Origin of the sequence: Microbacterium sp. MM2322, assembly GCF_964186585.1 — a bacterium.
In the GTDB taxonomy this organism is placed as follows: domain Bacteria; phylum Actinomycetota; class Actinomycetes; order Actinomycetales; family Microbacteriaceae; genus Microbacterium.
On the sequence record NZ_OZ075067.1, the window covers coordinates 279,770 to 304,152 of the forward strand.

Genomic DNA, 24,383 nt, shown 5'->3' on the forward strand with positions numbered 1-24,383 from the left:
CGCCTTGCTGAGGGGATGCCGCCGACGCCGCCGCGCGCGGCGGGTCCGGCGCATCGCGCCGTCATCGCCCTCGGCGCGAACCTCGGGGAGCGCGCCGACACGATCTCCGAGGCGATCGCCGACCTCGGGCGTCTGCCGATGACGTCGCTGGTCGCTGCGGCCGACCCGATCGAGTCGGTCGCGATCACCCTCGGCGGTCCGGATGCCGAGGCCCCCCGTTACCTGAACACCGTGGCGCTCGTCGACACGCGACTGGCCCCGACCCTGCTCCTCGGCTACCTGCATGCGATCGAGGGGCGTCACGGCCGGGAGCGCCGCGAGCGGTGGGGGAGTCGCACCCTCGATCTCGACCTCATCGCCTACGGCGACGTGCGCTCTGACGATCCGGCCCTCGTGCTGCCGCATCCTCGCGCGGCGGAACGCGACTTCGTGCTGGATCCGTGGCTGAGCATCGACCCGGATGCCGTCCTGCCGGGCGTCGGGAAGGTCGCCGATCTGCGCGCCGCTCTTCCGGGAGGCCCCTCATGACCCGCACGAACCCACTCCTGCTCGTCGCCGTCGCCGTCGTGGCGGGAGTTGCCGGCTTCTTCGTGGACCAGTTGCTGACCGGGATGGGGCATCCGAGCTTCACCCCGTCGCCGCTCCTTCCGATCCTCCTCGTCGCCCTCGGCGTCGCGGTCGTCCTGGCTGCCATCCCGGTCCGCCGGGCGACAGTCGGCACGGCGGCGCCCGTCGACCCCTTCCGAGCCCTTCGGATCGCGATGATGGCCAAGTCATCCAGCATCGTCGGGTCGCTCGTGGCGGGATTCGCCGGGGGACTTCTCGTCTTCGTGCTCACACGACCCGTCTCGCCCTCGTTAGGCTCGACAGGTGCGGTGGTCGCCGCGCTGGGGGGCGGGCTGCTCCTCGTCGCCGGCGCCCTTGTCGCCGAACACCTGTGCACCATCCGGAAGGACGATGATGACGACCAGCCCGGACCAGACGAACCCGGCTACGGGCTCTCCCACTCCGACTGACGAGACCTTCACGAGGATCCTCGAACCCCGCGGCGCCCACCGGCTGCCGCTGGGGGATGGGACGTGGCGCCAGCTCTCGCGCAAGTACGTGATCGGTCAGATGATCGGCAACGTTGTCGGACTGCTGGTGATCGCCGCCGCGGTGGTGACGCTGTGGCTCGTGTTCGAGGCGACGTGGCCCTTCATCCCGGGCGGCATCCTCTTCGCGATCTTCCTCGTCGCGCTCGTCGTCACCCCGCGCCAGGCGCGCTCGATCGGCTACCAGCTGCGCGAGGACGACCTGGTCTTCCGCCGCGGCATCCTGTGGCAGCGGATGGTGTCGGTCCCCTACGGCCGGCTGCAGCTCGTCGACATCACGCACGGTCCGCTCGATCGGATGCTGGGCATCGCCCAGCTGAAGCTCGTCACCGCGGCGGCATCCACCGGCATCACGATCCCCGGCCTGCCGCAGCGCGACGCGGAGCAGCTGCGGGACACGCTCATCGAGGTGGCTGAGACCCGGCGGACCGGCCTGTGAGCGACCTCGACCCGCAGGTCCCGACGCCAGAGGCGCCCGCCGGCTCGGCTCCGCCCCCTGCCGACTCGGCTCCGCCCGCCGCCGTCTCGGCTCCGCCCCCTGCCGCGGTGCGCTCCGAGATGAGCGACGGCGACTGGCACCGGATGCATCCGCTCTCGCCGCTCCTGCGCGGCGGGCTGACGCTCCTCGTGATCCTCGGCATCCTCGTCGCGAACCTGCGCGACCGGCTCATCTCCTTCTTCCTCCCCGAGGACTTCCGCTACGGCGAGGAGGACCCGGTCGACTTCGTCCTGCAGAACGGCATCGCCGTGCAGGCTCTCGTCGCCGTGGCGGTGGGCCTCGTCATCCTCATCGCTCTGTTCTGGACGGCGTGGCGGTTCCACACCTTCCGGATCACGGGGGATCAGGTCGAGGTGCGCAGCGGCGTGCTCTTCCGCACGCACCGTCGTGCCCCGCTCGACCGGGTGCAGGGCGTCAACCTGACCCGTCCCGCTCTCGCCCGTCTGGTCGGTCTCGCCAAGCTCGAGGTCGTCGGCGCCGGGCTCGACGCGAACGTGAAGCTCGAGTACCTGTCGACCCGCAATGCCGAGACGGTCCGCGGCGACATCCTCCGTCTCGCGTCCGGGCATCGGAAGAAGGATGCCGCGGTCCGTACCGCCCCGACCGGCGCCGCGCTGGCCCCGCGGATCAGCGCGGGCATCAACGAGATCATCGACGGCGTCGACGAGGACGAGGCAGAACCCGAATCGATCGTCCGCGTGCCGATGTCGCGACTCATCCTCGCCGGGCTGCTCTCGGGGTCGACGATCGCGTTCATCGTCGTCGTGATCGCGGTGATCGTCGGCCTGGTCATGCAGCCGATCTGGATCATCCCCGCGCTCGGTGCGTCCGTCCCGGCGGCCATCGGTTTCGGGGCGTACGCGATCCGCCAGTTCATCCGCACGGTCCGCTATTCGATCGCGCCGACGTCGGCGGGGGTCCGCGTCACCTTCGGGCTCCTGACCACCGTCACCGAGACGCTGCCGCCGGGTCGCGTCCACGCCGTCGACATCCGGCAGCCTCTCCTGTGGCGCTGGGGCGGCTGGTACCGCATCCGGGTGAACCGGCTCTCGGGGCGCTCCGCCAGCGACACGTCGTCGACCCAGATGGGCGACGTCCTCCCCATCGGCACGCTGGCCGACGTCGAGCGCGTGCTGCGACTGCTGCTGCCGTCGATCCCCATCGACGCCGCACTCCTCGACGCCGGTCTTCGCGGACCCCGCGACGACGACGGCTACACGACCTCCTCGCCCCGCGCGCGCGCCATCGACCCGCTCACGTGGCGTCGGAACGGCATCCGGGTCCTGCCGCAGGCGGTGCTCATGCGCACCGGACGCCTCTGGCCGAAGCTCACCATCCTTCCCCTCGCGCGGTTGCAGTCGGTGCGCGTCTCGCAGGGCCCCCTCGCCCGCACGCTCGGACTTGCGACCATCACGGGGCACACCGTGATGGGGCCCGTCACGGGAACCGTGGAATCGCTCGACCACGCGCAGGCGTACGAGCAGTGGAACGCGATCACGGCCGCGGCGGTGGCCGCTGCATCCGACGAGACGACGGAATCGACCGATGAGTCGACGGTCGCAGAGCCGACGGATGGCGCGTCCTTCGCAGAGCCGACGGATGCCGCGCCCGTCGCGCCGTCGCTGACGCCGCCGGTCGCTGCTCCACCGGCTCCGCCGGCTCCACCGGCTCCGCTGACGGTCGCGCCGCCGACGCCACCCGCGGAGCAGCCGTGACCCGTGAGGGTCGCCTCGGGGTCGGTGTGATCGGAGCGGGACGGGTCGGTCCGGTGGTCGCCGCCGCCCTGGCCGGCGCCGGGCATGCCTTGACCGGCATCACCCCGGGCTCCGACGATGACCGAGTCGAGGCGATCCTGCCCGGCCTCCCGCGGGTGAGCGCCGAAGAGGTGATCCGGCGGAGCGAACTCGTGGTCCTCGCGGTTCCGCACGACGAACTCCCCGGGCTCGTCGCGGGTCTCGCCGAACTCGGCGCCTGGCAGGTCGGACAGATCGTGATGCACACGGATGCCGCGCACGGCATACAGGTGCTCGCGCCCGCCGCGTCGCGCGGGGCGATCCCGGTCGCCATCCACCCGGCCATCGCTTTCACGGGGACCTCGACCGATCTGCGTGCGCTGAAAGACGCGTACGCCGCGGTCACCGCACCCGCTGCCGTGTTGCCGATCGCGCAGGCGCTCGCCGTCGAGATGGGCTGCGAGCCGATCGTCGTCGCCGACGCCGATCGGGCTGCCTACGGCGAGGCCATCTCGACGGCGACCACGTTCTCGGCGTCGATCGTGCAGCAGTCGGCCGACCTCCTCCGGAGCGCCGGCGTCGACGACCCCTCGCGGTACCTGTCGGCGCTCGTCCACACGACGATCGACCGCGCGCTCAGCGCAGCGGCTCCCTCCCTCGGCGACGGGCCGCCGGTCCTCCCGTGAGCGACGTCGAGCTGGCCCGCATCCCCGCGGGCAGCGTCGAGCTGCACGATGCGCGCCGCCGGACGCGCTGGACCGTCGCGCTCGAGCCGTTCGAGATCGGTGTCTACCCCGTCACGGGGGAGCAGGTGTCCGAGGTGTTGGGGGTCGCGGCATCCCACCCTCGCCGTCCCGCGGTCGAGGTGAGCTGGCAGCGTGCCGTGCGGTTCTGCAACGCGCTGTCGGAGTGGGAGGGCCTCGACCCGGCGTACGCGGTGGACGGCGAAGAGGTGCGCTGGCACGTCGACAGCGACGGGTTCCGGCTGCCGACCGAGGCGGAGTGGGAGTACGCCTGCCGCGCCGGCTCGACCGGCCCGCACTACGGCCCGCTCGCCGAGGTCGCGTGGACGGCGGGCGACGGTGTCACCTCGCCGCAGCCGGTCGGCGGCAAGCTCCCCAACCTCCACGGGCTGTTCGACACCCTCGGGAACGCGTGGGAGTGGTGCTGGGACTTCCTCGACACCGAGCGGTACGACGACTACCGCGTCTTCCGCGGCGGCGGCTTCGCCGACGACGCCTGGAGCGTCCGCGCCGGCACGCGCCGCGGCGGTGGCCCGCGCATGACGCACGACGACGTCGGGTTCCGTGTCGCGCGAGGAGGCTTCGACGCCGTGGATGCCGCGCAGGGCTGGTCGGCCGCGTTCGACGCCGAGCGGGCGGCGGGCGGCGACCCGCGGCCGCCGGGCTGGACGCCGCGCCGCTGAGCCGTTCGCGGGCGAGCCCGTCCGTCGCTGTTCGCGGATGCAATGGATCCTGCGCGGCGCGCCGATGACGGATGCCGGGCCGCGGGGTGTCGGCGACGATCCATTGCATCCGTGGCCACCGGCATCCACTCGCCGTGGCGGAATCACGCGGGAGCCCGTCGATAGACTGAAGGGTCGAATCCCCGAGGAGCCTCCGAACATGACCGACGCGTCTGCGCCCACGCCCGCCGAGACGACCGATGAGAACGGCCTCGCCGATGTGTTCGAGCAGAAGGCGGTGCGGCTCGCGAAGCGGGAACGGCTGCTGAGCGAACGGACGGATGCCGCGGGTGGCGCCTACCCGGTCTCGGTTCCCGTGAGCGACACGATCGCTGCCCTGCGCGAGCGGTTCGCATCGCTCGAGGCGGGCGACGAGACCGGCGAGACCGCGTCGGTCGCCGGCCGGATCGTCTTCAGCCGCAACACCGGCAAGCTCTGCTTCGCCGCGTTGCAGGCCGGCGACGGCAGCCGCATCCAGGCCATGGTGTCCCTCGCCGAGGTCGGCGAGGAGTCGCTGCAGGCGTGGAAGGAGCTCGTCGATCTCGGCGACCACGTGTCGGTGACGGGTCAGGTCATCTCGAGCCGCCGCGGCGAGCTGTCGATCATGGTCTCCGCGTGGACGATCGCCGCCAAGGCGCTGCTCCCGCTCCCGAACCTGCACACCGAGCTCAGCGAGGAGAGCCGCGTGCGGTCGCGGTTCCTCGACCTGATCGTCCGCGACACCGCTCGCGAGACCGTCGTCGCCCGCGCGAAGGTCAACGCGTCGCTTCGTCGCACCTTCGATGCGCACGGCTTCCTCGAGGTCGAGACCCCCATGCTCCAGGTGCAGCACGGCGGCGCGGCAGCACGCCCGTTCGTCACCCACTCGAACGCGTTCGACACCGAGCTGTACCTCCGCATCGCGCCCGAGCTCTTCCTCAAGCGCGCCGTCGTCGGCGGCATCGACCGGGTGTACGAAATCAACCGCAACTTCCGCAACGAGGGCGCCGATTCCACGCACAGCCCCGAGTTCGCGATGCTCGAGGCGTACCAGTCCTACAGCGACTACAACGGCATCGCCGACCTGACGCAGGAGCTCATCCAGAACGCGGCCGTCGCCGTCTCAGGGTCGACCACCGTGACGTGGGCCGACGGCACCGAGTACGACCTCGGTGGGCAGTGGGACCGCATCTCGATGTACGAATCGCTGTCGGATGCCGCCGGTCGCCGCATCACGCCCGAGACCACGTTCGAGGAGCTGCAGGCGTTCGCTGTCGAGGCGGGTGTCGAGGTGCCCGACAAGATCGCCACCCACGGCAAGTTCGTCGAGGAGCTCTGGGAGCACTTCGTGAAGGGCGGCCTCGAGCGCCCGACGTTCGTCATGGACTTCCCGCTCGACACTTCACCCCTCGTACGCGAGCACCGCACCATCCCGGGCGTCGTCGAGAAGTGGGACCTCTACGTCCGCGGCTTCGAGCTCGCGACCGGTTACTCCGAGCTCGTCGACCCCGTCATCCAGCGCGAGCGGTTCGTCGAGCAGGCGAAGCTCGCCGCGCGCGGCGACGACGAGGCGATGCGCGTCGACGAGGAGTTCCTGCGGGCGCTCGAGCACGGCATGCCGCCCACCGGCGGCATGGGCATGGGGATCGACCGCCTGCTGATGGCGATCACGGGCCTCGGCATCCGCGAGACGATCCTCTTCCCGCTCGTCAAGTAAGGCGTCTGACCCGCTAGTGTGCGGGTATGACGCTCTGGGGGGAGCCGGCGACGATGCAGCGCCGGGCACGACACGGTCGCGCGCACCGAATGATCGCTGCGATCGCGACGGCGATCGCGCTCACGCTCTCCGCCGGACAGGTGAGTGTCGCCGCCGACCAGTCGAGCGTGTCGGCTGCGGCGGCGCCGCGCATCGGCATCCCCCTCGTCCTGGGCACGGCGGCGGTCGGCGGGCAGGTGACGGTCGAGCACGGCATGGCGCCGCTCGCACCCCATGAGAGCGGCGGGGGTGTGCAGTATCCGCGTCCGATCGCGCAGTACAGCTACCAGTGGCTGGCCGACGGCAAGCCCATCGCGGGCGCCACCGAAGGCTCCCTCGACATCAGGTCGGCTCTGACCGGTAAGCAGCTCTCCTTCCGGGTGACCGCACGGATGCCGGAGGGTGGCCCCGTGGTGACCGCGACCTCCCTCAGAACCCCGCGGGTGACCAAGGCCGGGATCCTCGAGGTCGTGCGTCTTCCCATCAACCCCACATCGGGAAACTCGCGGTTCTCCGTGACGGCGAAGGGATGGCCGAGCGGCACCACGCTGAAAAGTCAGTGGGTCATCGACGAGCTTCCCGTCAAAGGCGCCACCGGCCGTCAGTTCGAGCTGCTCCCGCGGCCGCACACGACGATGAACCTCGGCGCCGTCGTGACGGCGACCCGTCCGGGGTACGAGACCCTCCTCCTGCACCTCACCTCTGGCGGCCGAGCCGGGCTATTCGGGTCGACACTCCAGAACGCCGGGGCGCCGCAGATCGTGAGTGCCGCCGGCGCGGGGACCCCGACCGGGCAGGCCGCGGGGATTCTCGAAGGGTTCGTCGCCCGCAGCGGCGGACAGCTCGTCGGGGCGAAGGTGACGGTATTCCGCACCGGACGTGGATCGGCGTACGCGACCCCGGTGGAAGTCACCAGCAGGGTGACCGATGCCGATGGCCACGTGCGCATCGCCGGCCTCACGCCCGGCAATTACTGTCTGAAGGTCGCCCCCGCACGCGGCTACGCGCAAGAGCCCCCGGATTGCAATTCCCCTTGGACTGACGCGACCGCGCGCGTGTACGCCGGTTCGGAGTCATCGTTCATGCTCCGGACCGAGAAGATCGGCGCGATCCGCGGCACGGTGACGGATTCCCGGGGGAAGAAGGTGCGCGGCGCGCGTGTGACGGCCTACTACGCCGAGCGAACGGTGCAGGGATTCGATCGCCTCCGTGCAGTCGCGACAGTCACGGCGGACAGCGGCGGGGCGTACCGCATCCCGAATCTGCCCGTCAGTAGCTACGTGCTGAAGATCAGCGGAACCTCGTCGACAGCTCACAAGGCGGACTGGTGGCGTTCGAAGGGCTCGGGCTTCGAGTTCGACTCGACCTGGGTGGAACCCGGGAAGACCATGACGCGCAATGCCGTCCTCGCCGCCTACGTGCCCGTCGGCACCCCGACCGTCTCGGGGCGCGCCCGGGTCGGTTCGTCGCTCACGGTGGCCCACCCGAAGACGAAGGGTGTCGTCTACAGCTACCGCTGGAAAGCCGACGGAAAATCCATCAGCGGCGCGACCTCGTCGAAGCTCACCGTGCGGAAGGGGCAGGCGGGCGCGCGCATCAGCGTTCAGATCGTCGCCACCGGATCCGGCTGGGCGAAGACCACGCGGGAGTCCGCGAAGACGGCGCGGGTCTCTCGCTGACCCGGATCCTCACTGGACGTCCGCCCGCTGATTGCGGACGAAGCCGACGGCGAGCGGCACGACCAGCCACAGCACCCCGGCCGTGAGAGCCGGCCCGATAGCCCCACCGCTACTGCCGGCATCCGCGATCGCGCTCAGGCGGAACCAGTTCCCGACACCGTGCGGAACGAGCGTCAGCAGGGGATCGATCACGAACCCCTGCACGAGGGAGAACACGATCGCGATCGCGACGCGCTGCGTGGCTGCGCCGTAGGCGATGCCCGAGACGGTGCCGACGGCGGCGCTCCACAGCAGGACCGCGATGGTCTCGGCATCCGCATTCCAGGTGATCGCAGCGCCGGAGACGAGAGCGAGGACGGCGGTGAAGACGACCGCGAGAAGGGCTGCGGCGAGCACGAGGGTGGCGCAGACGATGACAGCCGCCAGCACCTTCGCGAAGAACACGATGTGCCGCCGCGGCTCGAGTACGTAGGTGGTCAGCACGTCCCGTGACTGCCAGTCGGCGGCCATGATGAAGATCGCCAGGATCGGGATGAAGATGGTGACGGCCGATCCCATACCGAGGAGGGCGGCGCCGACACTGACCGTGGTCGCGTCGAGCAGGACCGCGATGAGCGCGACCCCGGCGCCGACGATCACCCAGAGCGAAGCCGTGAGCCCGAGCGCCCACCGGGTGCCGCGCGTCGTCCGGACGTTCCGGAGTTCGGCGCGGAGGCTCCGGGCGAAGCGCCCCGATGCCGTCGGTTCGGCGTCAACGAGGGTCAAGGACGTCACCTTCCACGTGGTACTGGCCGCGCGTGAGGCGACGGTACAGATCGCTGATCGACTCGCGATCCTCGGCGAGCTCATCGATGACGATGGCGTCCGCGATGCAGATCTGGCTGAGGGATCGAGGGTCGACGCCCACGGCGAACCGGCTGCCATCGGCATCGGTAGTGAAGGGGATGCCGCGGGAGGTGAGCGCTCGCCGCATCAGATCGGGGTCCACGGCGACCACCGTGGCGTTCCTGCCGCTGGTCAGCTCGTTCACGTCGCCGGAGTAGCGGATCGCGCCCTCGCTGAGGACGACGATCCGGTCGGCGAACGTCTGCAGCTCCTGGAGGAGGTGCGTCGATACGAGGACGGATCCACCCGTCGTGTGCGCGTGGTGGACCAGGGTCTCCCGCAGCCAGTCCGCCGTCTCGATGTCGAGGCCGTTCATGGGCTCATCGAGGATGAGGTGTCGGGGGCGGCCGAGGAGGGCCAGCGCCAGCGCGACACGCTGCTTCATCCCGAGCGAGAGGGCACCGAAGCGGCGACGCTCGGCGGTGGCGAGCCCGAGGGTCCCGGTGAGTTCGCGTGCCCGTTCGAGCGGAACGCCGGCGAGGATGGCGGCGCTCGCAAGCGTGTCGCGGACGCTGCGCCCCGGATGGTGCGCGCCCGGGTCGAGCAGCGCGCCGACCGTCCGCCCGGGCTGGGCGAGGTCGCGATATGGGACGCCGTCGAAAGTCGTCGAACCCGCGTCCGCGATCGTCAGCCCCAGCATCGATCGCATGGCCGTGGACTTGCCGGAGCCGTTCGGCCCGAGCAGCCCGGTGACCGTCCCGGCGGGGATGTCGAAGGAGACGTCATCGAGCACCCGCTTGCCGCCGTACGACTTGCTGACGCTGCGGACCCGGATGCCGGTGCCCAGACCGTGATCCATATGCAGCCCGTCCTTCCCTCAGGAGTGACGCTAGCGACGCGCTAAGACGGCGCGCGTGAGCCGAAAGGCACTGCCCTGCGACGCGGGGACGCAATCGAGTTGCGTCCCCAGACGCAATCGCGGGCCAGCGTGACGGGTCAGGGCGTCGAGGGGATGCGGATGATGCCCGCTCGCGCCGCGAAGAGGAGGACCTGCATCCGATCGCGCACGTCCCACTTGGTCATGATGCGCCGCAGGTGAGATTTGATCGTCGCCTCGGAGAGGAAGAGCTCCCGGCCGATCTCGGCGTTCGACATCCCCTTGGCGAGGAGGCGGAGGACGTCGATTTCGCGCGGCGTCAGCTGTTCCGCGGGGCTCAGCGTGACAGTCGCCTGACCGGCGGCCGACGTCGCGATGCGCCGCACGATGTCCTGCCCCGCGATCGAGGAGAGGACGAACCCGCCGTGGTGGGCGCTGCGGACGGCCGCCGTGATGTGCTCAGGCTCGGAATCCTTCACGAGGAAACCGACCGCCCCTTTACTCAGCGCGGTCGCCACGGTCTCGTCCGAGCTGTAGGTGGTGATGGCGATGGTGCGCGCCGACGGAAGCTCGGCTGAGAGCCGCTCGATGGCGCGGATGCCGTCGCCGCCCGGCATCCGGATGTCCATCAGCACCACGTCGGGCTTCAGATCCAGACTCAGCTCAACGGCGCTCGGGCCGTCGCTCGCCTCGCCGACCACGGTCATCCCGGTTTCCGCGTTCACGAACACCTCGAGCGCACGTCGCACGAGAGCCTCATCGTCAGCGATGAGGACGCGGATGGGAGGCATGCGATCAGCCTAGGTGTCGCCTCGTCCGTCCTGCGATGAGGCAGTTGCGTCTCGAGCAGGAGCGCGCAACGCAATGTTCCGCGTCATGATGAGGGGATGGAACCTAGGGGCGAGTCGGCGACCGCTCTCGTTATCTCACTGGAATCGGACGCCCGTCCCGGGTCTCGCACGGCGCTTCGCGACGTCTGGGATCACGTCCTCCCCCCGGTGCTCGCCCGCGCGTTCATCGTGCTGCTCCCGCTGGTCGCCGCGGTCGACGCGCTGTGGACGGGGTTCGCATCGGGGTCGCCGACACCGTGGCCGGTGTTCGCGACCCCCCTCCTGATGAACGGTGCGATCATCGCGATGGCCTGGCGACCCATCTGGGGCGCGAGCATCCTCATGCTCGCCGGGTTCGTCGCGATCGCCGCGGGGCACAGCGGTGAATATCTGACGGCCGTCGCGATGAGCATCGGGGTGGTCTTCTACTGCTGCAGCGCGGTGTTCTCGGTGGCGTACGGCGTCGCCGCGGTCGCCTGGGTGGCTGCGATCGCCACGATGCCGCCGGGCCTCGAGGTCGGTGGCGTGGTCGCCGTGTTCGTCATCGGCCTGCTGTCGGCGACTGTCGGGCGGGGCCTGCGTCGAGTCGTCAGCCGTAACGTCGCGCTCGCCTCCCAGGTCGACGCTCACGAAGCGCAACTCGATGCGGCACTCGTCGCTGAGCGCAACCGGATCGCGGACGAACTGCACGACGTCATCGCCCACGAGATCTCGATCACCGTCATGCACGCGCGGGTGCTGGAACGCACCGACGACCCCGAGACCCGGGCGAGCTCGCAGCGCGCCATCGTCGCGGCATCCGCTCAAGCGCTCACCGACACGCGGCGCGTGCTGCAGCTGATCCACGGCCGGTCGGGAACGGACGGTGTGACGGATGCCGCTGCCCCCGGCATCGGGCGTGAGCTGGACTCCCTGGCGAAGAAGCTCCGGGACCTCGGGCACGAGGTGCAGGTCGAGGTGACGGGCGAGGCCCCGCTCGCCGGCATCATCGACACGACCCTCACGCGTGCTGCCCGCGAAGCCGTCACGAACATCGTCAAGCACGGCGCTCCGGCGGTCACGGTGGACCTCTCGCTGGTCCTCACATCGCACACAGTGGTCCTCGTGGTCGCGAACGATCCGCACCGCCCGACGGCCGAGACGCGGCCGGGGCCGGCGTTCGGGCTCGCGCGGCTTCGCGAGCGGGTCGAGGTTCTCGGGGGCACGTTCGCGGCCGGACCCGACGGCGCGCGCTGGCGCGTTCGGGTCGAGCTGCCGACGCGCTGAGACGCCGTACGCCCGACTCCCCGGGCTCGTCAACCCCTTGCATTCCTCTCGTCTGAACCGGTTTAGTAGAGCCTGTTCGACACGAAGGAGTGAAGGATGCCCCCGCAGACCCGCCCCACCATCGCGGACGTCGCGCGCGCCGCCGGGGTCAGCAAGGGGCTCGTCTCGTTCGCGTTGAACGACCGGCCGGGGGTCGCACCGGACACCCGCGCGCGGATACTCGCCGCCGCGGCCGAACTCGGGTGGACCCCGAGCCTTAGCGCACGCTCGCTCAGCGTGGGACGCGCGTTCGCCTGCGGGCTGGTCATCGGCCGCAGCCCCGACGTCATCGCCGCCGACCCGTTCTTCCCGACCTTCATCGCCGGCCTCGAAGACGAGTTCTCCGTCACCGGGCAAGCCCTCGTCCTCGCCGTCGCGACCCCGGGTCGGAAGGAAGCCGAGACCTACCGCGCGCTCGCGACGGATCGACGTGTCGACGGCGTCATCCTCACCGACATCCGCGTCGACGACCCCCGCATCCCGCTCCTGCAGGAACTCGGCATTCCCGCCGTCACCCTCGGCGTCCCCGACGTCGCGTCACCGTTCGCCGCGGTCTCCGCCGACGACGGGGTCGGCATCCGCCTCGCCGTCGATCACCTCGCCGCCCTCGGCCACCGCCGCGTCGCCCATGTCGCAGGGCCCGACGCCATGTTGCACGCCCGCCGCCGCAGCGAGTCCTTCCAGGCCGCAGCGGATGCCGCGGGCCTTCGCTCCCGCATCGTCGAGACCGACTTCAGCGCGGCAGACGGCGCTCGTGCGACCGCCGCCCTGCTCGATGCGGCCGACTCTCCGACGGCGATCGTCTACTCGAACGACGGCATGGCCGTCGCGGGGATGGCGGTCGCGCAGCAGCGGGGCATCCGGGTGCCCGAGGACCTCTCGATCACGGGCTTCGACGACACCGAGATCGGCCGCTGGGTCCACCCCGCGCTCACCAGCGTCACCACTGACGCCCGCGGGTGGGGGCTCGTCGCCGCGCGAACGCTCCTCGGCGCGATCGCCGGCGAACCACCCGCGCGCATCGCGCTCGCAGATCCCACCCTCGCCGTCCGGGGATCGACGGCACCGCCACCCCTGGCCGCGGACTGACCGCGACCGCACCACGAAGGAGAGAGACATGCAACGACGCATCCTCATCACAGCAGCAGCCGCATCCGGCGTGCTCGCCCTCACCGCCTGCAGCGGCGGCGGGGGAGGGGGAGGTGGTGGCGACCTCGAGGGCCGGGGCGACATCACCATCTGGTACTCCAACAACGAAGCCGAGATCGGCTGGGGCAAGGCGATGGTCGAGGCGTGGAACGCCGACCACCCCGATGAGCAGGTGAAGGCGCAGGAGATTCCCGCGGGCGCATCGAGCGAAGAGGTCATCGGCGCGGCGATCACGGCGGGCAACGCTCCCTGCCTGGTCTTCAACACCTCTCCGGCAGCGGTTCCCGGCTTCCAGCGACAGGGCGGTCTCGTCGACCTGTCGACGTTCTCCGACGGCGACGACTACATCACCGGACGCAGCGGAGACCTCGCCGATCAGTACCGTTCCGACGACGGCGATTTCTACCAGCTGCCGTGGAAGTCGAACCCCGTGATGATCTTCTACAACAAGGACCTGTTCGCGAAGGCCGGGCTCGACCCCGAGAACCCGAAGCTGTCGACCTACGACGAGTTCCTCGAGACATCTCGCGCACTCAAGGAGGCGGGCGTCTCGGAGTACGCGATCAACCCGGCTCCGACGAGCGAGTTCTTCCAGCCCTGGTTCGACTTCTACCCGCTCTACGCCGCCCAGACCGGTGGCACGCAGCTGCTCGAAGACGGCAAGGCCACGTTCAACGATGACGACGGTAAGGCCGTCGCCGACTTCTGGCGGACCCTCTACGACGAGAACCTCGCCGGGAACGAGCAGTACCAGGGCGACGCTTTCGCCGACGGCTACGCCGCGATGGCGATCGTCGGTCCGTGGGCGATCAGCGTCTACGGCGACGCGATCGAATGGGGCGCGGTGCCGGTGCCGACGAAGGACGGCACGCCGGCGGGCGACACCTGGACCTTCAGCGACGCCAAGAACGTCGGCATGTTCACCGCCTGCGACAACAAGGCGACGGCCTGGGACGTCCTGAAGTTCGCGACGAGCGAGGAGCAGGACGGCGCCTGGCTCGAGGCGACGGGGCAGATGCCGCTGCGGCAGGACCTCACGGGCACCTACCCGGACTACTTCGCCGACAACCCCGCGTACGAGCAGTTCGGCGACCAGGCAGCGCGCACCGTCGAGGTCCCGAACGTGGTCGGCTCGGTGGAGATCTGGCAGGCGTTCCGCGACGGCTACTCGAAGTCGGTCATCTTCGGCGAGACGCCGGTGGACCAGTTCCTCTCCGACGCGTCGGCAGAGATCGACAAGCTGGCTTCGGCGGGTTGAGATGACCGCCGTCGTCCCCGGTCGCGCCGGTCCCGGCGCGACGCGTGATGCCTCCCCCGAGAAGGACGGGAAGGATGCCGCGCCTCGCCGCGGCATCCTGCACCGCCTCCTCGGCGCGCAGCCTCACGGGCTCCTCTTCTCGGCGCCCTACATCGTGTTCGTCCTGGTGGTCTTCGCGTACCCGGTCGTCTTCGCGGTGTGGATGTCGTTCCAGGACTACTTCTTCGCCGCTCCCGGTGCTGTCGTCGACCGGCCGTTCGTCGGGTTCGACAACTACGTCACCGCCCTCAGCGACCCCGAGGTCTGGCGCTCGTTCGGCAACGTCGGGATCTTCCTGATCATCAACGTGCCGCTGACGGTGGCGCTGTCCATCCTGTTGGCGACGGCGCTCGACCGGGTGACGAAGGCGCGGACCTTCTTCCGGGTGAGCTACTACGTGCCGTACGTCACGGCATCCGTCGCGGTCGTCGCGGTGTGGCTGTTCCTCTTCGCCCGCGGCGGGCTCGTGAACAATGTTCTCGGGCCGCTCGCCCCCGACCCGTCGTGGCTCGTCAACTCGTCGCTCGCCATGCCGGTGATCGCCGTCTTCGTGACCTGGAAGGGCCTCGGGTTCTACATCCTCCTGTATCTCGCGGCTCTCCAGAACGTGCCGCGCGAGCTCTACGAATCGGTATCGATGGACGGCGGCGGCAAGCTCCGTCAGTTCTTCGCGGTGACGGTGCCGAGCGTGCGGCCGGCGACGCTGCTCGTGGTGCTGCTCGCCACGATCACCGGAGCGAACCTCTTCACCGAGCCGTACCTGCTCACCGGCGGCGGCGGACCGAACGGCGCGTCGACCTCGCCCGTGCTGCTCATGTACCAGCGCGGCATCGAGCAGCAGAACCCGGATGTCGCGGCCGCGATCGGCGTCGTGCTCATCGTGTTCGTGCTCGCCATCGCTCTGCTGCAACGCAAGTTGGTCGGAGGGGAGGAGCGATGAAGCGCGCACTCGGTTCGAAGATCGCGATGTACGTCGGGCTGTCGATCGGCGCCCTCGCGTTCCTGTTCCCGTTCTTCTACATGGTGGTCGGCTCGCTGCAGACGAACGTCGATCCCAGTCCGGCGGGCGCGTTCCCGAATCCGGCGAACCTCACCCTCGACAACTACTCCGCCATCAACGGTCGCATCGATCTCCTCCAGGGGCTCGCGAACTCGGGGATCTTCACCGGCGGCGTCATCCTCGGCACCGTCGTGTTCGGAGTGCTCGCCGGGTACGCGCTCGCCGTGCTCCGCTGGCGCGGCCGCGGGGCGACGTTCGCCCTCGCGCTCCTCGTGCAGGTCGTGCCGTTCCAGCTGCTCATGATCCCGCTGTACGTCATGATCGCCCGCGATTACGGCCTCGCCGACAACTACCTCGGGATGATCCTGCCGTTCTTCATCAACTCGACCGCGGTGGTGATCTTCCGGCAGTACTTCCTGCAGCTGCCGAAGGAGCTCTTCGACGCCGCCCGCATCGACGGTGCGAACGAGTTCCGGCTGCTCTGGAGCGTCGCCCTGCCGCTCGTCCGCCCCGCCCTGCTGACGGTCGTGCTGTTGACCTTCATCGGGCCGTGGAACGAGTTCCTGTGGCCCTTCCTCATCACGAAGGATGCCGACATGCAGCCGCTCGCGGTGTCGCTGGCGAACTTCATCTCGAACATCGCGGCATCCACTGCGAACCCGTTCGGGGCGATGATGGCCGGCGCCGTCGTGCTCGCCGCCCCCGCGGTGGCGCTGTTCCTCGTGTTCCAGCGCTACTTCACCTCCAATGACATCGGATCCGGAGTGAAAGGATGACCATGCCCGCCGAAACCCACGTCCCCTACCGCCTCACCCGTATGGGGGTGGTGATGTCCCCCGCCGACGGCGATCCGAACGAAGCCGAGGGGGTGCTGAACCCCGGCTCCGGCCGCGGCCCCGACGGCGAGCTGTACCTGCTGCCGCGCCTCGTCGCCGACGGCAACGTGTCGCGGGTCGGGCTCGCCCGCGTCGTCATCGAGGACGGCATCCCCGTCGCCGTGGAGCGCGAGGGCATCGTGCTCGAGCCCGACCGCGGCTGGGAGCGCGGGGTCGGCAACTCCGGCGTCGAAGACCCGCGGATCACCTGGATCGAGACGCTCGGGCTGCACGTCATGACGTACGTGGCGTACGGGCCGCTCGGGCCCCGTACCGCCGTGGCGGTGTCGAGTGATCTGCGGGACTGGCGACGGCTCGGGCCGGCGCTCTTCCGGTACCAGGACGACCTCGACATGGACCTCAACCTGTTCCACAACAAGGACACCGTGTTCTTCCCCGAACCGGTCACCGCACCGGATGGGCGGGAGGCCCTCGCCGTGCTGCATCGTCCGATGTGGGACCTCGGCGAGACGAAGCCCGGCCAGGGCGTGCGCGTGCCGGCGGGCGTCGATGACGAGCGCCAGTCGATCTGGATCAGTTACATCCCGCTCGAGGACGTCCGCGAGGACCTCTCCTCGCTGACCCTGTGGGAGCAGCACCGGTTCGTCGCCGGGCCCGCGTTCCCGTTCGAGGAGCTCAAGATCGGCGGCGGTCCGCCACCTCGCCGCATCCCCGAGGGCTGGCTCGTCCTGCACCACGGGGTGACCGGAGTCCTCGAGAGCGCGTTCGCACAGCAGCAGAAGGTGAACTACGCCGCCGGGGCGATCATCCTCGACGCCGACGACCCGTCGAGGGTCGTCGCTCGCACTCCGGAGCCGCTCCTGGCCCCGGAGACAGACGACGAGCGCAGCGGCATCGTGCCCAACGTCGTCTTCCCGACCGCGATCGAAGAGGTCGACGGCCGCCTGTTCGTGTTCTACGGCATGGCCGACTCGAAGATCGGCGTCGCCCTGCTGGAACGCACCGACTGATCGCGTGCCGTTCTCCGGATGATGCGCGTGCCCCGGCCCGTTCGGGTCGCGCACGGTCGATTCATCCGGAGAACGGCACACCCACCGAAAGGATCACTCCCGTGAACACCTCCGCACACCGTCGTGCGGGAACCGTCGGGATCACGGCCCTCGCCGTGCTCGCTCTGACCTTCCCGCTCGGCGCGACTGCCGCCGCCGCGGCCCCGGCATCCACCGCCGTGACCAACCTCGCGCACCTCGACTTCCTGCTCGACGAGGCGACGCCCCCCGCAGACGTCGAGGGGCACAGCACCTACCGCCAGGACGAAGACCCGACCCTGACCCTGCCGTGGACCTACGCCGACGCGCGCGACGGCGGCACGTTCGAACGGGTCGGCGGCGGACCGCTCGACCCTGAGACCGGGTACTGGGGGCAGGGTGCGTACAACGCCGACGACATCACCCGCGCCGCGGTGGTCTACATCCGCCACTTTGAGCTGACCGGCGACGACGACAGCCGCAACAAGGCGTACGAGCTCCTGCGGTCTGTCGCCTACTTCCAGACGACAGACGGACCGGATGCCGGGAACGTCGTCCTCTGGATGCAGCCCGACGGCACGCTCAACCCCTCCGCGGAGCCGGTAGAACTCCCCGACCCCTCGGACAGCGGCCCGAGCTACTGGCTCGCGCGCACGCTGTGGGCTCTCGGCGAGGGGTATGCCGCGTTCAAGGACGAGGACCCGGAGTTCGCCGCCTTCCTCGACGACCGCCTCGACCTCTCGCTCGGTGCGCTCAACCGTCAGGTCCTCTCCACCTACGGGCAGTGGACGGTCTCCGACGGCAAGCGGGTCCCGACGTGGCTGATCACGAACGGGGCGGATGCCTCGGCTGAAGCCGCGCTCGGCCTCGCCGCGCGCGTCGAAGCCGGTCCCGACCGCGCCTCCGCAACCGCTCTGCGGAAGCTCGCGAGGGGCATCGCCGGAATGGCGGACGGCTCGACGCGGGAGTGGCCGTATAAGGCGGTGCTCCCGTGGGCGGAGTCGCCGGCGATCTGGCACGCATGGGGCTCGCAGATGCCGGCGGCGCTGGCCGCGGCATCCGTCGCCCTCGGCGACCGTTCGCTCGCTCGTCCCGCCGTCGCCGACGCGACCACGTTCACGACCACGCTGCTGACCGCCGGGGGACCCGACAACGGGTGGAACCCGAGCCCGGTCGACCGGGTGCAGATCGCCTACGGCGCGGACTCACGGGTGCAGTCGCTGCTGGGGGTCGCCGAGGCGACCGGGTCGGAAGGGTTCGAGGACCTCGCGGCGATGCAGGCCGCATGGTTCTTCGGTGCCAACCACGCCGGGCAGCGCATGTACGACCCTGCGACGGGAGTCACCTACGACGGCCTGCAGCCCGACGGGACCGTCAACCGCAACAGCGGCGCAGAGTCGACGATCCACGGTCTGCTCACCGCTCTCGCTCTTGACGCGAACCCCGGAGTGAAGCGGCAGGCCCTCTCGCTGACGGAGGTCGCCGATCGCGAGGGGCTGACATGGGCCGAGGCGGAGGATGCCGCGGCCACGACCGGCGAGGTCTCGACGCCGGAGTCGTGGACGGGGGAGTCCAGCTGGTCGGGTGACAAGCTGACGCTCTCACGTGGTGACACTGCCGTCTTCGACGTCGGTAGGGCCGACACCGATCGGTGGATCGAACCGGTCGTGTGGTCGGAAATCGGCGAGCGGACGTCGTCGACGTGGACCAGCGGGCGCTCGACGCTCGGCATGCTCCGGCTGACCGGGCCTGCGCAGGGCATCTCGCCGACGCCGGGTGCGATGCATCCGCACACCCTGTCGAAGGCGATGCCGGGGTCGCGCGATGAGATCCGGGTCGCCTCGACGCGCGGCGACCTGCAGCTCGACGGCATCCTCGTCCGCCCGTTCGTCTCCCGCCTCGTTCTCGAAGGCGACCGGGGAGCGCGGACCGAACTGGTGCATTCGGCCGCACGGTCGCCGCAGAAGGTGACCGTCGGGCCGGGGCGCATCGACGTGTACGACGAGCGCGGCCGCGAGGTGCGCGTGAAGAAGGACCGCTCGGGCGCACTCATCCTGCCCGCGGGTGGTTTCGCGATCGTGGAGCGCTGACGAGGCGACCGGGTCGCGGTGGATGCCGCGGCCCGGTCACCGTCGGAACGCCCAGTCGGGCAGGTGGGCGTGCGCGACGAACGACCGTACGATCTCCGCGAGGCCGTGCTCGGGCTCGATGCGGAGCGCCGCCGCCGCGTAACGGTCGGCGTGGGTCGACCGTCCCAGCGACCACGCGAGCCAGGCGGCGGTCGCGAGGGCCCCGGCCCGGTGGGCCTCGGGAATCTGCGCCGCGACGCACCGCACCAGCTCCAGCGCGGTGTCGAGTCGTCGCGGATCCGGCCGCTCGCTCTCTCCCCACATCACCGAGGCGAGGTCGGCGGGGTACTCCTCGCCCGCCTCCCAGCGGCGCTGCGCATCGAGCGCCGTGTCGCCGCCGGCGCGGTCGCTCGCCCATTGCACGATGCCGACGTCGCGCAGGGACGGGCGGGCGAGGCACCAGCCGAGCACTGCCGCCTGCATCGGGTCGAGGGCGGCGGCATCCCATTCGAGGCAGTCCTCGTAGAGTCCGGGCAGATCGTCGAGCGCGCAGCCGGCTTCGAGGGCGGCCGGATCGAGCGGGAGGGGTGAACCATCGACGGCGGGGATGCCGCACAGCACCGCCAGGGCGGCTTCGAGCGACAGGAGCGCCGTGCCGACGCTCGTCACGGCCGCCGGCTCCACGGCGGGGAGCGCCGCGCCGCCGTGCTGGTCGCCGTCGACGGGCGGCAGGTATCTTTCGAGCGCCGCGAGGGGGCGACCGCCCGACGGCACCCGGTCGTCGTAGTGCGAGCCCCATCCGGTGCCGGCCACCGTCAGCACGTCGACGATGTCGAGGCCGCACGCGCCCGCCGACCGTTCGAGTGCGTTCGCGAGCGCTGCTCCCGGCAGCTCCCGATGTGCGGATGCCGCGGTGTAGACGACAGCTGCGAAACCGTCGGCATCCGAGACGCGGCAGACCATGCCGACCACGGTCGCGGCGACGGAGTCGAGCGGCACGCCGGCAGGCGGGAGGTCGACGCGCAGGGCGCCGAGACTTCGTCCCCGCGTCATCGGTACGACGACGAGGCTCTCGGTCGGGGTGAAGCCGAGGAGGCGGGGGACAAGGGCGAGGAAGTGCGCGGAATCCGCGGCGGTGACGATCGTGGACATGGCCCCACGTTTGCGCCGCACTCGAGCGCTCGGCCCGGCAGTCGAGGCTTCTGGGGACAGCCCACGCGGAGGCCGCCCTGGTGCAGAACGCTCCGGTCTGCGGGAGGGCAGGGGGAGATTACGATGGGGGTATGGGTGACATCTGGGGTGCGATCGTGTGGGGACTGATTCCCACGATCGTGGTTGCCGGCCTGTTCGCCTTCGTGATCCGCAGCATCCTCCGCATGGACCGCACCGAGCGCAAGCTCTATGCCCGGGTCGAAGCCGAGGAACGGCTCAAGCGCGGTCTTCCCCCTCGCGACGAAACCGCCGGTCGATCCGCCAAACGATAGGCTGAGCCCACACTCTCTGGGGGCCTCGTGATCAGCATCAGCGTCGACTGGACGTGGACGTGGTGGATCGTCCTCATCCTGATGTTCGACATCTCGGTGCGCATCATCGCGGTGTTCATCATCCCGCGCAACCGTCGCCCGACGGCGGCGATGGCGTGGCTCCTCGCCATCTACTTCATCCCGGTCATCGGCATCCTGCTCTTCCTCCTCATCGGCAATCCGCGGCTGCCGCGCAAGCGTCGGAAGGAGCAGGAGTCGATCAACGACGCCTTCCGGCAGGCGAGCGAAGGGCTCGACTTCGGCACGCTGCGCCCCGATGCCCCTGATTGGTTCACGCAGCTCGTCGGGCTCAACCGCACGCTCGGCGCCCTCCCCATCGCCGGCGACAACGGCGCTCAGATCATCTCCGACTATCAGGGCAGCCTCGACACGATGGCGGCCGAGATCGACCGGGCCACCCGCTACGTGCACGTCGAGTTCTACATCCTGCAGTCCGACGGCGCGACGGACGAGTTCTTCTCTGCGCTCGAGCGTGCGACGGCGCGTGGCGTGATCGTCCGCGTTCTGCTCGATCACTGGGCGAACCGCTGGAAGCCGAACTACCGGGCGACGATCTCGCGCCTCGAGCGGATGGGCGCGCACTGGCGGCTCATGCTGCCCGTGCAGCCGCTGAAGGGCAAGTACCAGCGGCCCGACCTCCGCAACCACCGCAAACTCGTCGTCATCGACGGTGCCGTCGGTTTCATCGGCTCGCAGAACGTGACGGACCGCAGCTACAACCTGAAGGCGAATCTGCGCCGTGGCCTGCAGTGGGTGGACCTGATGGTGCGCGTCGACGGGCCGGTCGTGGCATCCCTGTCGGCCGTCTTCGTCTCGGACTGGTACGGCGAGACGGGCGAGGTGTTCGCCGTCGAATCCGATTTCTTGACGGATGCCGGGACCGGCGACCTCGACTGTCAGATCGTCCCGAGCGGCCCGGGCTTCGAATACGAGAACAACCTGAAGCTGTTCCTGAGTCTCATCTTCGGTGCGAAGAAGAAGATCGTCATGGTCAGCCCGTACTTCGTCCCAGACGAGGGACTGCTGCTCGCGATCCAGACCGCGTGCCATCGCGGCGTCGAGGTCGAGCTGTTCGTCTCCGAAGAGGGCGACCAGGCGATGGTCTACCACGCGCAGCGCAGCTACTACGAGCAGCTCCTTGCGACGGGGGTGAAGATCTGGATGTACAAGCGGCCCTACATCCTGCATTCGAAGTCGATGTCGATCGACGACGAGGTCGCCGTCGTCGGGTCGAGCAACATGGACATGCGCTCGTTCGGTCTCAACCTCGAGGTGACGATGCTCGTCCGCGGCAGCGAGTTCGTCGATCAGCTCCGCAACGTCGAAGACCAGTACCGCGGCATGTCCCGCGAACTGACGATCGAGGAATGGGACAAGCGCCCCATCCGCTCGGTCATCCTCGACAACCTCGCCCGGCTGACCTCCGCGCTGCAGTGAGACGCCCCGCAGACTGGTGACACTCAGAGAGTGGATGCCGCGGCATCCGCTGTCTGGAAGGGAAACCTCATGCGCACCCGACTCTTCGCCGCACTCGCCGGGTCGATTCTGGCGGCCGGTCTTCTCACGGCGTGTGCGACGCCTGCCGTGAGCGGGGCGTCGCCGGACCCGGGCGTCGCCGACGCCGCGCCGGCGTGGCAGGTCGGTGCGGGCTGGCTCGACGGCGGCAAAACGATTGCGCTCGTGACGTGGGGGAGTTCGTCGTGCGATCCCACGGTGGGGAAGGTGGCGGTCACGGACGGGATGCTGGTGGTGTCGCTGCGGGAGCCCGAGCCGGGTCCGTGCACCGACGACCTCGTGGCCCGGCCGCTCGAGATCGGGACGCCGCGAGGCGTCGAACCGGTCGACGGCGCGCGAGTTCGGGTGTCGCTCGGGGACGCGACCGCCGAGGTCGATCTCGACGCTTACGCGGGCGGGCCGATCGAGGAGTTCAGACCCTCCGCCGCGTGGGTCGGAGACCGCACGATCGCGCTCCGCACGTGGGGATCGTCGACGTGCCCGCCGGTCGTCGAGGACACGCGGTCGGAGTCACCGGCATCCGTCGTCGTCCGCTTCGCCGTCCCGGATGCCGATCAGATGTGCACTGCGGACATGGCACCACAGCTGACGATCGTGCAGCTCGATCCGGGCGCCGACGTGAACCGCGACGCGACGCTGAGCTTCGGCGTGCTGGACGCGGAGGGCGCAGTCCCGATCCGCTGACGGTTGTTCGGAGCGCGGGCGCCGCTCGTTCCAGGGACGCGAATTGCCGCTTCCGACGGTCCGTCACGTCAGTTCGCGTCCCCGGAGCGCGATGCGCGGCATCCTCTCCCCACGGATGCGCGCGTTCGACTCATCCCCAGTGTCGCCCGGCTGCGATGCTGCGCGCTCGCGGCGGTCGATCGTCGTCGCGTGCGATCACGACCACTGCCGATGTCGCTCGGACCCGTCTTCTCCGTGACGGCCGCGACGGATGCCGGAGTCTCGCCGCGCCGGCTGCGTTCGCGCGACCTCGACCGACCGTTCCGCGGGGTGCGTGTTCGCCCCGAAGCCGCATCGCCCGACGCCGCGTCCGCGCACGTTCGTCTTGCGCTGGCGTACGCCGCGCGGATGCCGGCCCCGCAGTTCTTCAGCCACCTCACCGCCGCGGCGCTCTGGGGTCTGCCCGTGCCCGCCGCGGCTCTCGACGGAACGTCACCCGACATCGGCGTCCTCGCCCCGGACCGCACGCCGCGCAGCCGGGGAGTCCGCGGCCACCGCCTCGTGCACCGCGCAACCGAGGTGCGCGTCCACCCGGATCTCGGCGTGCGGCTGCTGAGCCCGACGTGCACCTGGGCTGCGCTCGGGGCGGCGTTCCCCGACATCCGCGACCTCGTCGCCGTGGGTGATGCGATCGTCCGGGTGCCGATGTTCCGCGGCGATCCGCCCGCGCTCGCGACGGTGGACGAGCTCGCGGCGACTGTCCGCGCGGGGCGCCGGCAGGGGGCGAGTCGACTCCGTGAGGCGCTTCCGCTCGTGCGGGAACGGTCGGCATCCCGCCCCGAAACGTGGTGCCGCCTCGCGCTGATCGACGGCGGCCTGCCGGAGCCCGAGCTCAACTGGCACGTCGTCGTCGCTGGGCGCGCGATCGCCTGCGTCGACCTCGCCTACCCGCGCGAGCGCGTCGCCCTCGAGTACGAGGGCGGTCATCACGCGGTGGACGCGCGCCAGTGGTCGCGAGACATCGACCGCCACGAGGCGCTCGCCGCGGCCGGGTGGGTGGTCATCCGGGTCACCAAGGAGCACCTGTTCCGGGATGCCGAGGGCATCGTCGCGCGCGTGCGTCGGGCACTCGCGCGGTGATCCGTTCCGGGGACGCAAGATGTCGCTTGCGTGCACGCGAGGCGACACGACGCGTCCCCGGAGCGCGGGCGCCTGCCGTTCCAGGGACGCAACTTGCCGT

General features: G+C 70.2%; 23 protein-coding genes. 19 read left to right on the plus strand and 4 right to left on the minus strand.

Annotated elements, in window-relative coordinates:
* Positions 1 to 15 precede the first annotated feature (15 nt).
* From folK to ABQ271_RS01385, 8 genes are all read left to right on the plus strand, one after another.
* The gene (gene folK, locus ABQ271_RS01350) at positions 16 to 528 is read left to right on the plus strand and encodes a 2-amino-4-hydroxy-6-hydroxymethyldihydropteridine diphosphokinase (protein ID WP_349310922.1); all 513 of its coding nucleotides are present in this window, start codon (positions 16 to 18) and stop codon (positions 526 to 528) included.
* Positions 525 to 1,016 (plus strand): DUF3180 domain-containing protein, encoded by a 492-nt coding sequence (locus tag ABQ271_RS01355; RefSeq protein WP_349309774.1) that lies wholly within the window; start codon positions 525 to 527, stop codon positions 1,014 to 1,016. The genes folK and ABQ271_RS01355 overlap by 4 nt, the downstream gene beginning before the upstream one ends.
* The gene (locus ABQ271_RS01360; RefSeq protein WP_349309775.1) at positions 961 to 1,533 is read left to right on the plus strand and encodes a PH domain-containing protein; all 573 of its coding nucleotides are present in this window, start codon (positions 961 to 963) and stop codon (positions 1,531 to 1,533) included. The genes ABQ271_RS01355 and ABQ271_RS01360 overlap by 56 nt, the downstream gene beginning before the upstream one ends.
* Positions 1,530 to 3,308: a PH domain-containing protein gene (locus ABQ271_RS01365; protein ID WP_349309776.1), complete on the plus strand. Its 1,779-nt coding sequence runs from the start codon at positions 1,530 to 1,532 to the stop codon at positions 3,306 to 3,308. The genes ABQ271_RS01360 and ABQ271_RS01365 overlap by 4 nt, the downstream gene beginning before the upstream one ends.
* A complete protein-coding gene (locus tag ABQ271_RS01370) occupies positions 3,305 to 4,012 on the plus strand; it encodes a DUF2520 domain-containing protein (protein ID WP_349309777.1) in 708 nt (235 codons plus the stop codon). The genes ABQ271_RS01365 and ABQ271_RS01370 overlap by 4 nt, the downstream gene beginning before the upstream one ends.
* Positions 4,009 to 4,752: an SUMF1/EgtB/PvdO family nonheme iron enzyme gene (locus ABQ271_RS01375; RefSeq protein WP_349309778.1), complete on the plus strand. Its 744-nt coding sequence runs from the start codon at positions 4,009 to 4,011 to the stop codon at positions 4,750 to 4,752. Before ABQ271_RS01370 ends, ABQ271_RS01375 begins: the two co-directional genes overlap by 4 nt.
* Positions 4,753 to 4,951: 199 nt before the next feature.
* Entirely contained in the window at positions 4,952 to 6,487 is a 1,536-nt protein-coding gene (gene lysS, locus ABQ271_RS01380; RefSeq protein ID WP_349309779.1) for a lysine--tRNA ligase, read from the plus strand.
* A 26-nt stretch (positions 6,488 to 6,513) separates the two neighbouring features.
* The gene (locus ABQ271_RS01385) at positions 6,514 to 8,205 is read left to right on the plus strand and encodes a carboxypeptidase-like regulatory domain-containing protein (protein WP_349309780.1); all 1,692 of its coding nucleotides are present in this window, start codon (positions 6,514 to 6,516) and stop codon (positions 8,203 to 8,205) included.
* A 9-nt stretch (positions 8,206 to 8,214) separates the two neighbouring features.
* Here ABQ271_RS01385 and ABQ271_RS01390 read toward each other — a convergent pair whose 3' ends face one another.
* The 3 genes from ABQ271_RS01390 to ABQ271_RS01400 form a co-directional block, all read right to left on the minus strand.
* On the minus strand, positions 8,215 to 8,970 hold the full coding sequence (locus ABQ271_RS01390; protein ID WP_349309781.1) for an ABC transporter permease: 756 nt from the start codon (positions 8,968 to 8,970) through the stop codon (positions 8,215 to 8,217).
* Positions 8,957 to 9,889: an ATP-binding cassette domain-containing protein gene (locus ABQ271_RS01395; RefSeq protein WP_349309782.1), complete on the minus strand. Its 933-nt coding sequence runs from the start codon at positions 9,887 to 9,889 to the stop codon at positions 8,957 to 8,959. Before ABQ271_RS01395 ends, ABQ271_RS01390 begins: the two co-directional genes overlap by 14 nt.
* A gap of 137 nt (positions 9,890 to 10,026) precedes the next feature.
* A complete protein-coding gene (locus ABQ271_RS01400; RefSeq protein WP_349309783.1) occupies positions 10,027 to 10,698 on the minus strand; it encodes a response regulator transcription factor in 672 nt (223 codons plus the stop codon).
* A gap of 96 nt (positions 10,699 to 10,794) precedes the next feature.
* Here ABQ271_RS01400 and ABQ271_RS01405 point away from each other — a divergent pair, with 96 nt between their 5' ends.
* The 7 genes from ABQ271_RS01405 to ABQ271_RS01435 all read left to right on the plus strand — a co-directional run bounded on the left by ABQ271_RS01405 (position 10,795) and on the right by ABQ271_RS01435 (position 19,442).
* The gene (locus ABQ271_RS01405) at positions 10,795 to 12,003 is read left to right on the plus strand and encodes a histidine kinase (RefSeq protein WP_349309784.1); all 1,209 of its coding nucleotides are present in this window, start codon (positions 10,795 to 10,797) and stop codon (positions 12,001 to 12,003) included.
* 96 nt (positions 12,004 to 12,099) lie between these two features.
* Positions 12,100 to 13,131: a LacI family DNA-binding transcriptional regulator gene (locus ABQ271_RS01410; protein ID WP_349309785.1), complete on the plus strand. Its 1,032-nt coding sequence runs from the start codon at positions 12,100 to 12,102 to the stop codon at positions 13,129 to 13,131.
* A 28-nt stretch (positions 13,132 to 13,159) separates the two neighbouring features.
* Positions 13,160 to 14,449, plus strand: coding sequence for an extracellular solute-binding protein (locus ABQ271_RS01415; RefSeq protein WP_349309786.1), 1,290 nt, complete (start codon positions 13,160 to 13,162; stop codon positions 14,447 to 14,449).
* Between the two features lies 1 nt (position 14,450).
* Positions 14,451 to 15,428 (plus strand): sugar ABC transporter permease, encoded by a 978-nt coding sequence (locus ABQ271_RS01420; RefSeq protein WP_349309787.1) that lies wholly within the window; start codon positions 14,451 to 14,453, stop codon positions 15,426 to 15,428.
* Positions 15,425 to 16,264: a carbohydrate ABC transporter permease gene (locus tag ABQ271_RS01425; protein ID WP_349309788.1), complete on the plus strand. Its 840-nt coding sequence runs from the start codon at positions 15,425 to 15,427 to the stop codon at positions 16,262 to 16,264. The genes ABQ271_RS01420 and ABQ271_RS01425 overlap by 4 nt, the downstream gene beginning before the upstream one ends.
* A 2-nt stretch (positions 16,265 to 16,266) precedes the next feature.
* Positions 16,267 to 17,334 (plus strand): glycosidase, encoded by a 1,068-nt coding sequence (locus ABQ271_RS01430; protein WP_349309789.1) that lies wholly within the window; start codon positions 16,267 to 16,269, stop codon positions 17,332 to 17,334.
* 101 nt (positions 17,335 to 17,435) lie between these two features.
* Positions 17,436 to 19,442, plus strand: coding sequence for a hypothetical protein (locus ABQ271_RS01435; protein ID WP_349309790.1), 2,007 nt, complete (start codon positions 17,436 to 17,438; stop codon positions 19,440 to 19,442).
* A gap of 36 nt (positions 19,443 to 19,478) precedes the next feature.
* Here the strand turns inward: ABQ271_RS01435 and ABQ271_RS01440 are convergent, their stop codons facing one another.
* Entirely contained in the window at positions 19,479 to 20,573 is a 1,095-nt protein-coding gene (locus ABQ271_RS01440) for a DUF4192 family protein (protein WP_349309791.1), read from the minus strand.
* A gap of 131 nt (positions 20,574 to 20,704) precedes the next feature.
* Between ABQ271_RS01440 and ABQ271_RS01445 the strand changes: the two genes are divergently transcribed.
* The 4 genes from ABQ271_RS01445 to ABQ271_RS01460 all read left to right on the plus strand — a co-directional run bounded on the left by ABQ271_RS01445 (position 20,705) and on the right by ABQ271_RS01460 (position 24,283).
* On the plus strand, positions 20,705 to 20,905 hold the full coding sequence (locus tag ABQ271_RS01445) for a hypothetical protein (protein WP_349309792.1): 201 nt from the start codon (positions 20,705 to 20,707) through the stop codon (positions 20,903 to 20,905).
* A 27-nt stretch (positions 20,906 to 20,932) separates the two neighbouring features.
* The gene (gene cls, locus ABQ271_RS01450) at positions 20,933 to 22,402 is read left to right on the plus strand and encodes a cardiolipin synthase (protein WP_349309793.1); all 1,470 of its coding nucleotides are present in this window, start codon (positions 20,933 to 20,935) and stop codon (positions 22,400 to 22,402) included.
* 69 nt (positions 22,403 to 22,471) lie between these two features.
* Complete coding sequence (locus ABQ271_RS01455) at positions 22,472 to 23,164, plus strand: hypothetical protein (RefSeq protein WP_349309794.1); 693 nt, start codon at positions 22,472 to 22,474, stop codon at positions 23,162 to 23,164.
* A 189-nt stretch (positions 23,165 to 23,353) separates the two neighbouring features.
* A complete protein-coding gene (locus ABQ271_RS01460; RefSeq protein ID WP_349309795.1) occupies positions 23,354 to 24,283 on the plus strand; it encodes a DUF559 domain-containing protein in 930 nt (309 codons plus the stop codon).
* Positions 24,284 to 24,383 lie beyond the last annotated feature (100 nt).

Coding starts and splice junctions, on each gene's coding strand:
- ABQ271_RS01455 (WP_349309794.1), top strand. CDS start 22,472: ATGCGCACCCGACTCTTCGCCGCACTCGCCGGGTCGATTCTGGCGGCC.
- ABQ271_RS01355 (WP_349309774.1), top strand. CDS start 525: ATGACCCGCACGAACCCACTCCTGCTCGTCGCCGTCGCCGTCGTGGCG.
- ABQ271_RS01420 (WP_349309787.1), top strand. CDS start 14,451: ATGACCGCCGTCGTCCCCGGTCGCGCCGGTCCCGGCGCGACGCGTGAT.
- ABQ271_RS01445 (WP_349309792.1), top strand. CDS start 20,705: ATGGGTGACATCTGGGGTGCGATCGTGTGGGGACTGATTCCCACGATC.
- ABQ271_RS01440 (WP_349309791.1), bottom strand. CDS start 20,573: ATGTCCACGATCGTCACCGCCGCGGATTCCGCGCACTTCCTCGCCCTT.
- ABQ271_RS01405 (WP_349309784.1), top strand. CDS start 10,795: ATGGAACCTAGGGGCGAGTCGGCGACCGCTCTCGTTATCTCACTGGAA.
- lysS (WP_349309779.1), top strand. CDS start 4,952: ATGACCGACGCGTCTGCGCCCACGCCCGCCGAGACGACCGATGAGAAC.
- ABQ271_RS01410 (WP_349309785.1), top strand. CDS start 12,100: ATGCCCCCGCAGACCCGCCCCACCATCGCGGACGTCGCGCGCGCCGCC.
- ABQ271_RS01430 (WP_349309789.1), top strand. CDS start 16,267: ATGCCCGCCGAAACCCACGTCCCCTACCGCCTCACCCGTATGGGGGTG.
- ABQ271_RS01425 (WP_349309788.1), top strand. CDS start 15,425: ATGAAGCGCGCACTCGGTTCGAAGATCGCGATGTACGTCGGGCTGTCG.
- folK (WP_349310922.1), top strand. CDS start 16: ATGCCGCCGACGCCGCCGCGCGCGGCGGGTCCGGCGCATCGCGCCGTC.
- ABQ271_RS01360 (WP_349309775.1), top strand. CDS start 961: ATGACGACCAGCCCGGACCAGACGAACCCGGCTACGGGCTCTCCCACT.
- ABQ271_RS01415 (WP_349309786.1), top strand. CDS start 13,160: ATGCAACGACGCATCCTCATCACAGCAGCAGCCGCATCCGGCGTGCTC.
- ABQ271_RS01385 (WP_349309780.1), top strand. CDS start 6,514: ATGACGCTCTGGGGGGAGCCGGCGACGATGCAGCGCCGGGCACGACAC.
- ABQ271_RS01395 (WP_349309782.1), bottom strand. CDS start 9,889: ATGGATCACGGTCTGGGCACCGGCATCCGGGTCCGCAGCGTCAGCAAG.
- ABQ271_RS01400 (WP_349309783.1), bottom strand. CDS start 10,698: ATGCCTCCCATCCGCGTCCTCATCGCTGACGATGAGGCTCTCGTGCGA.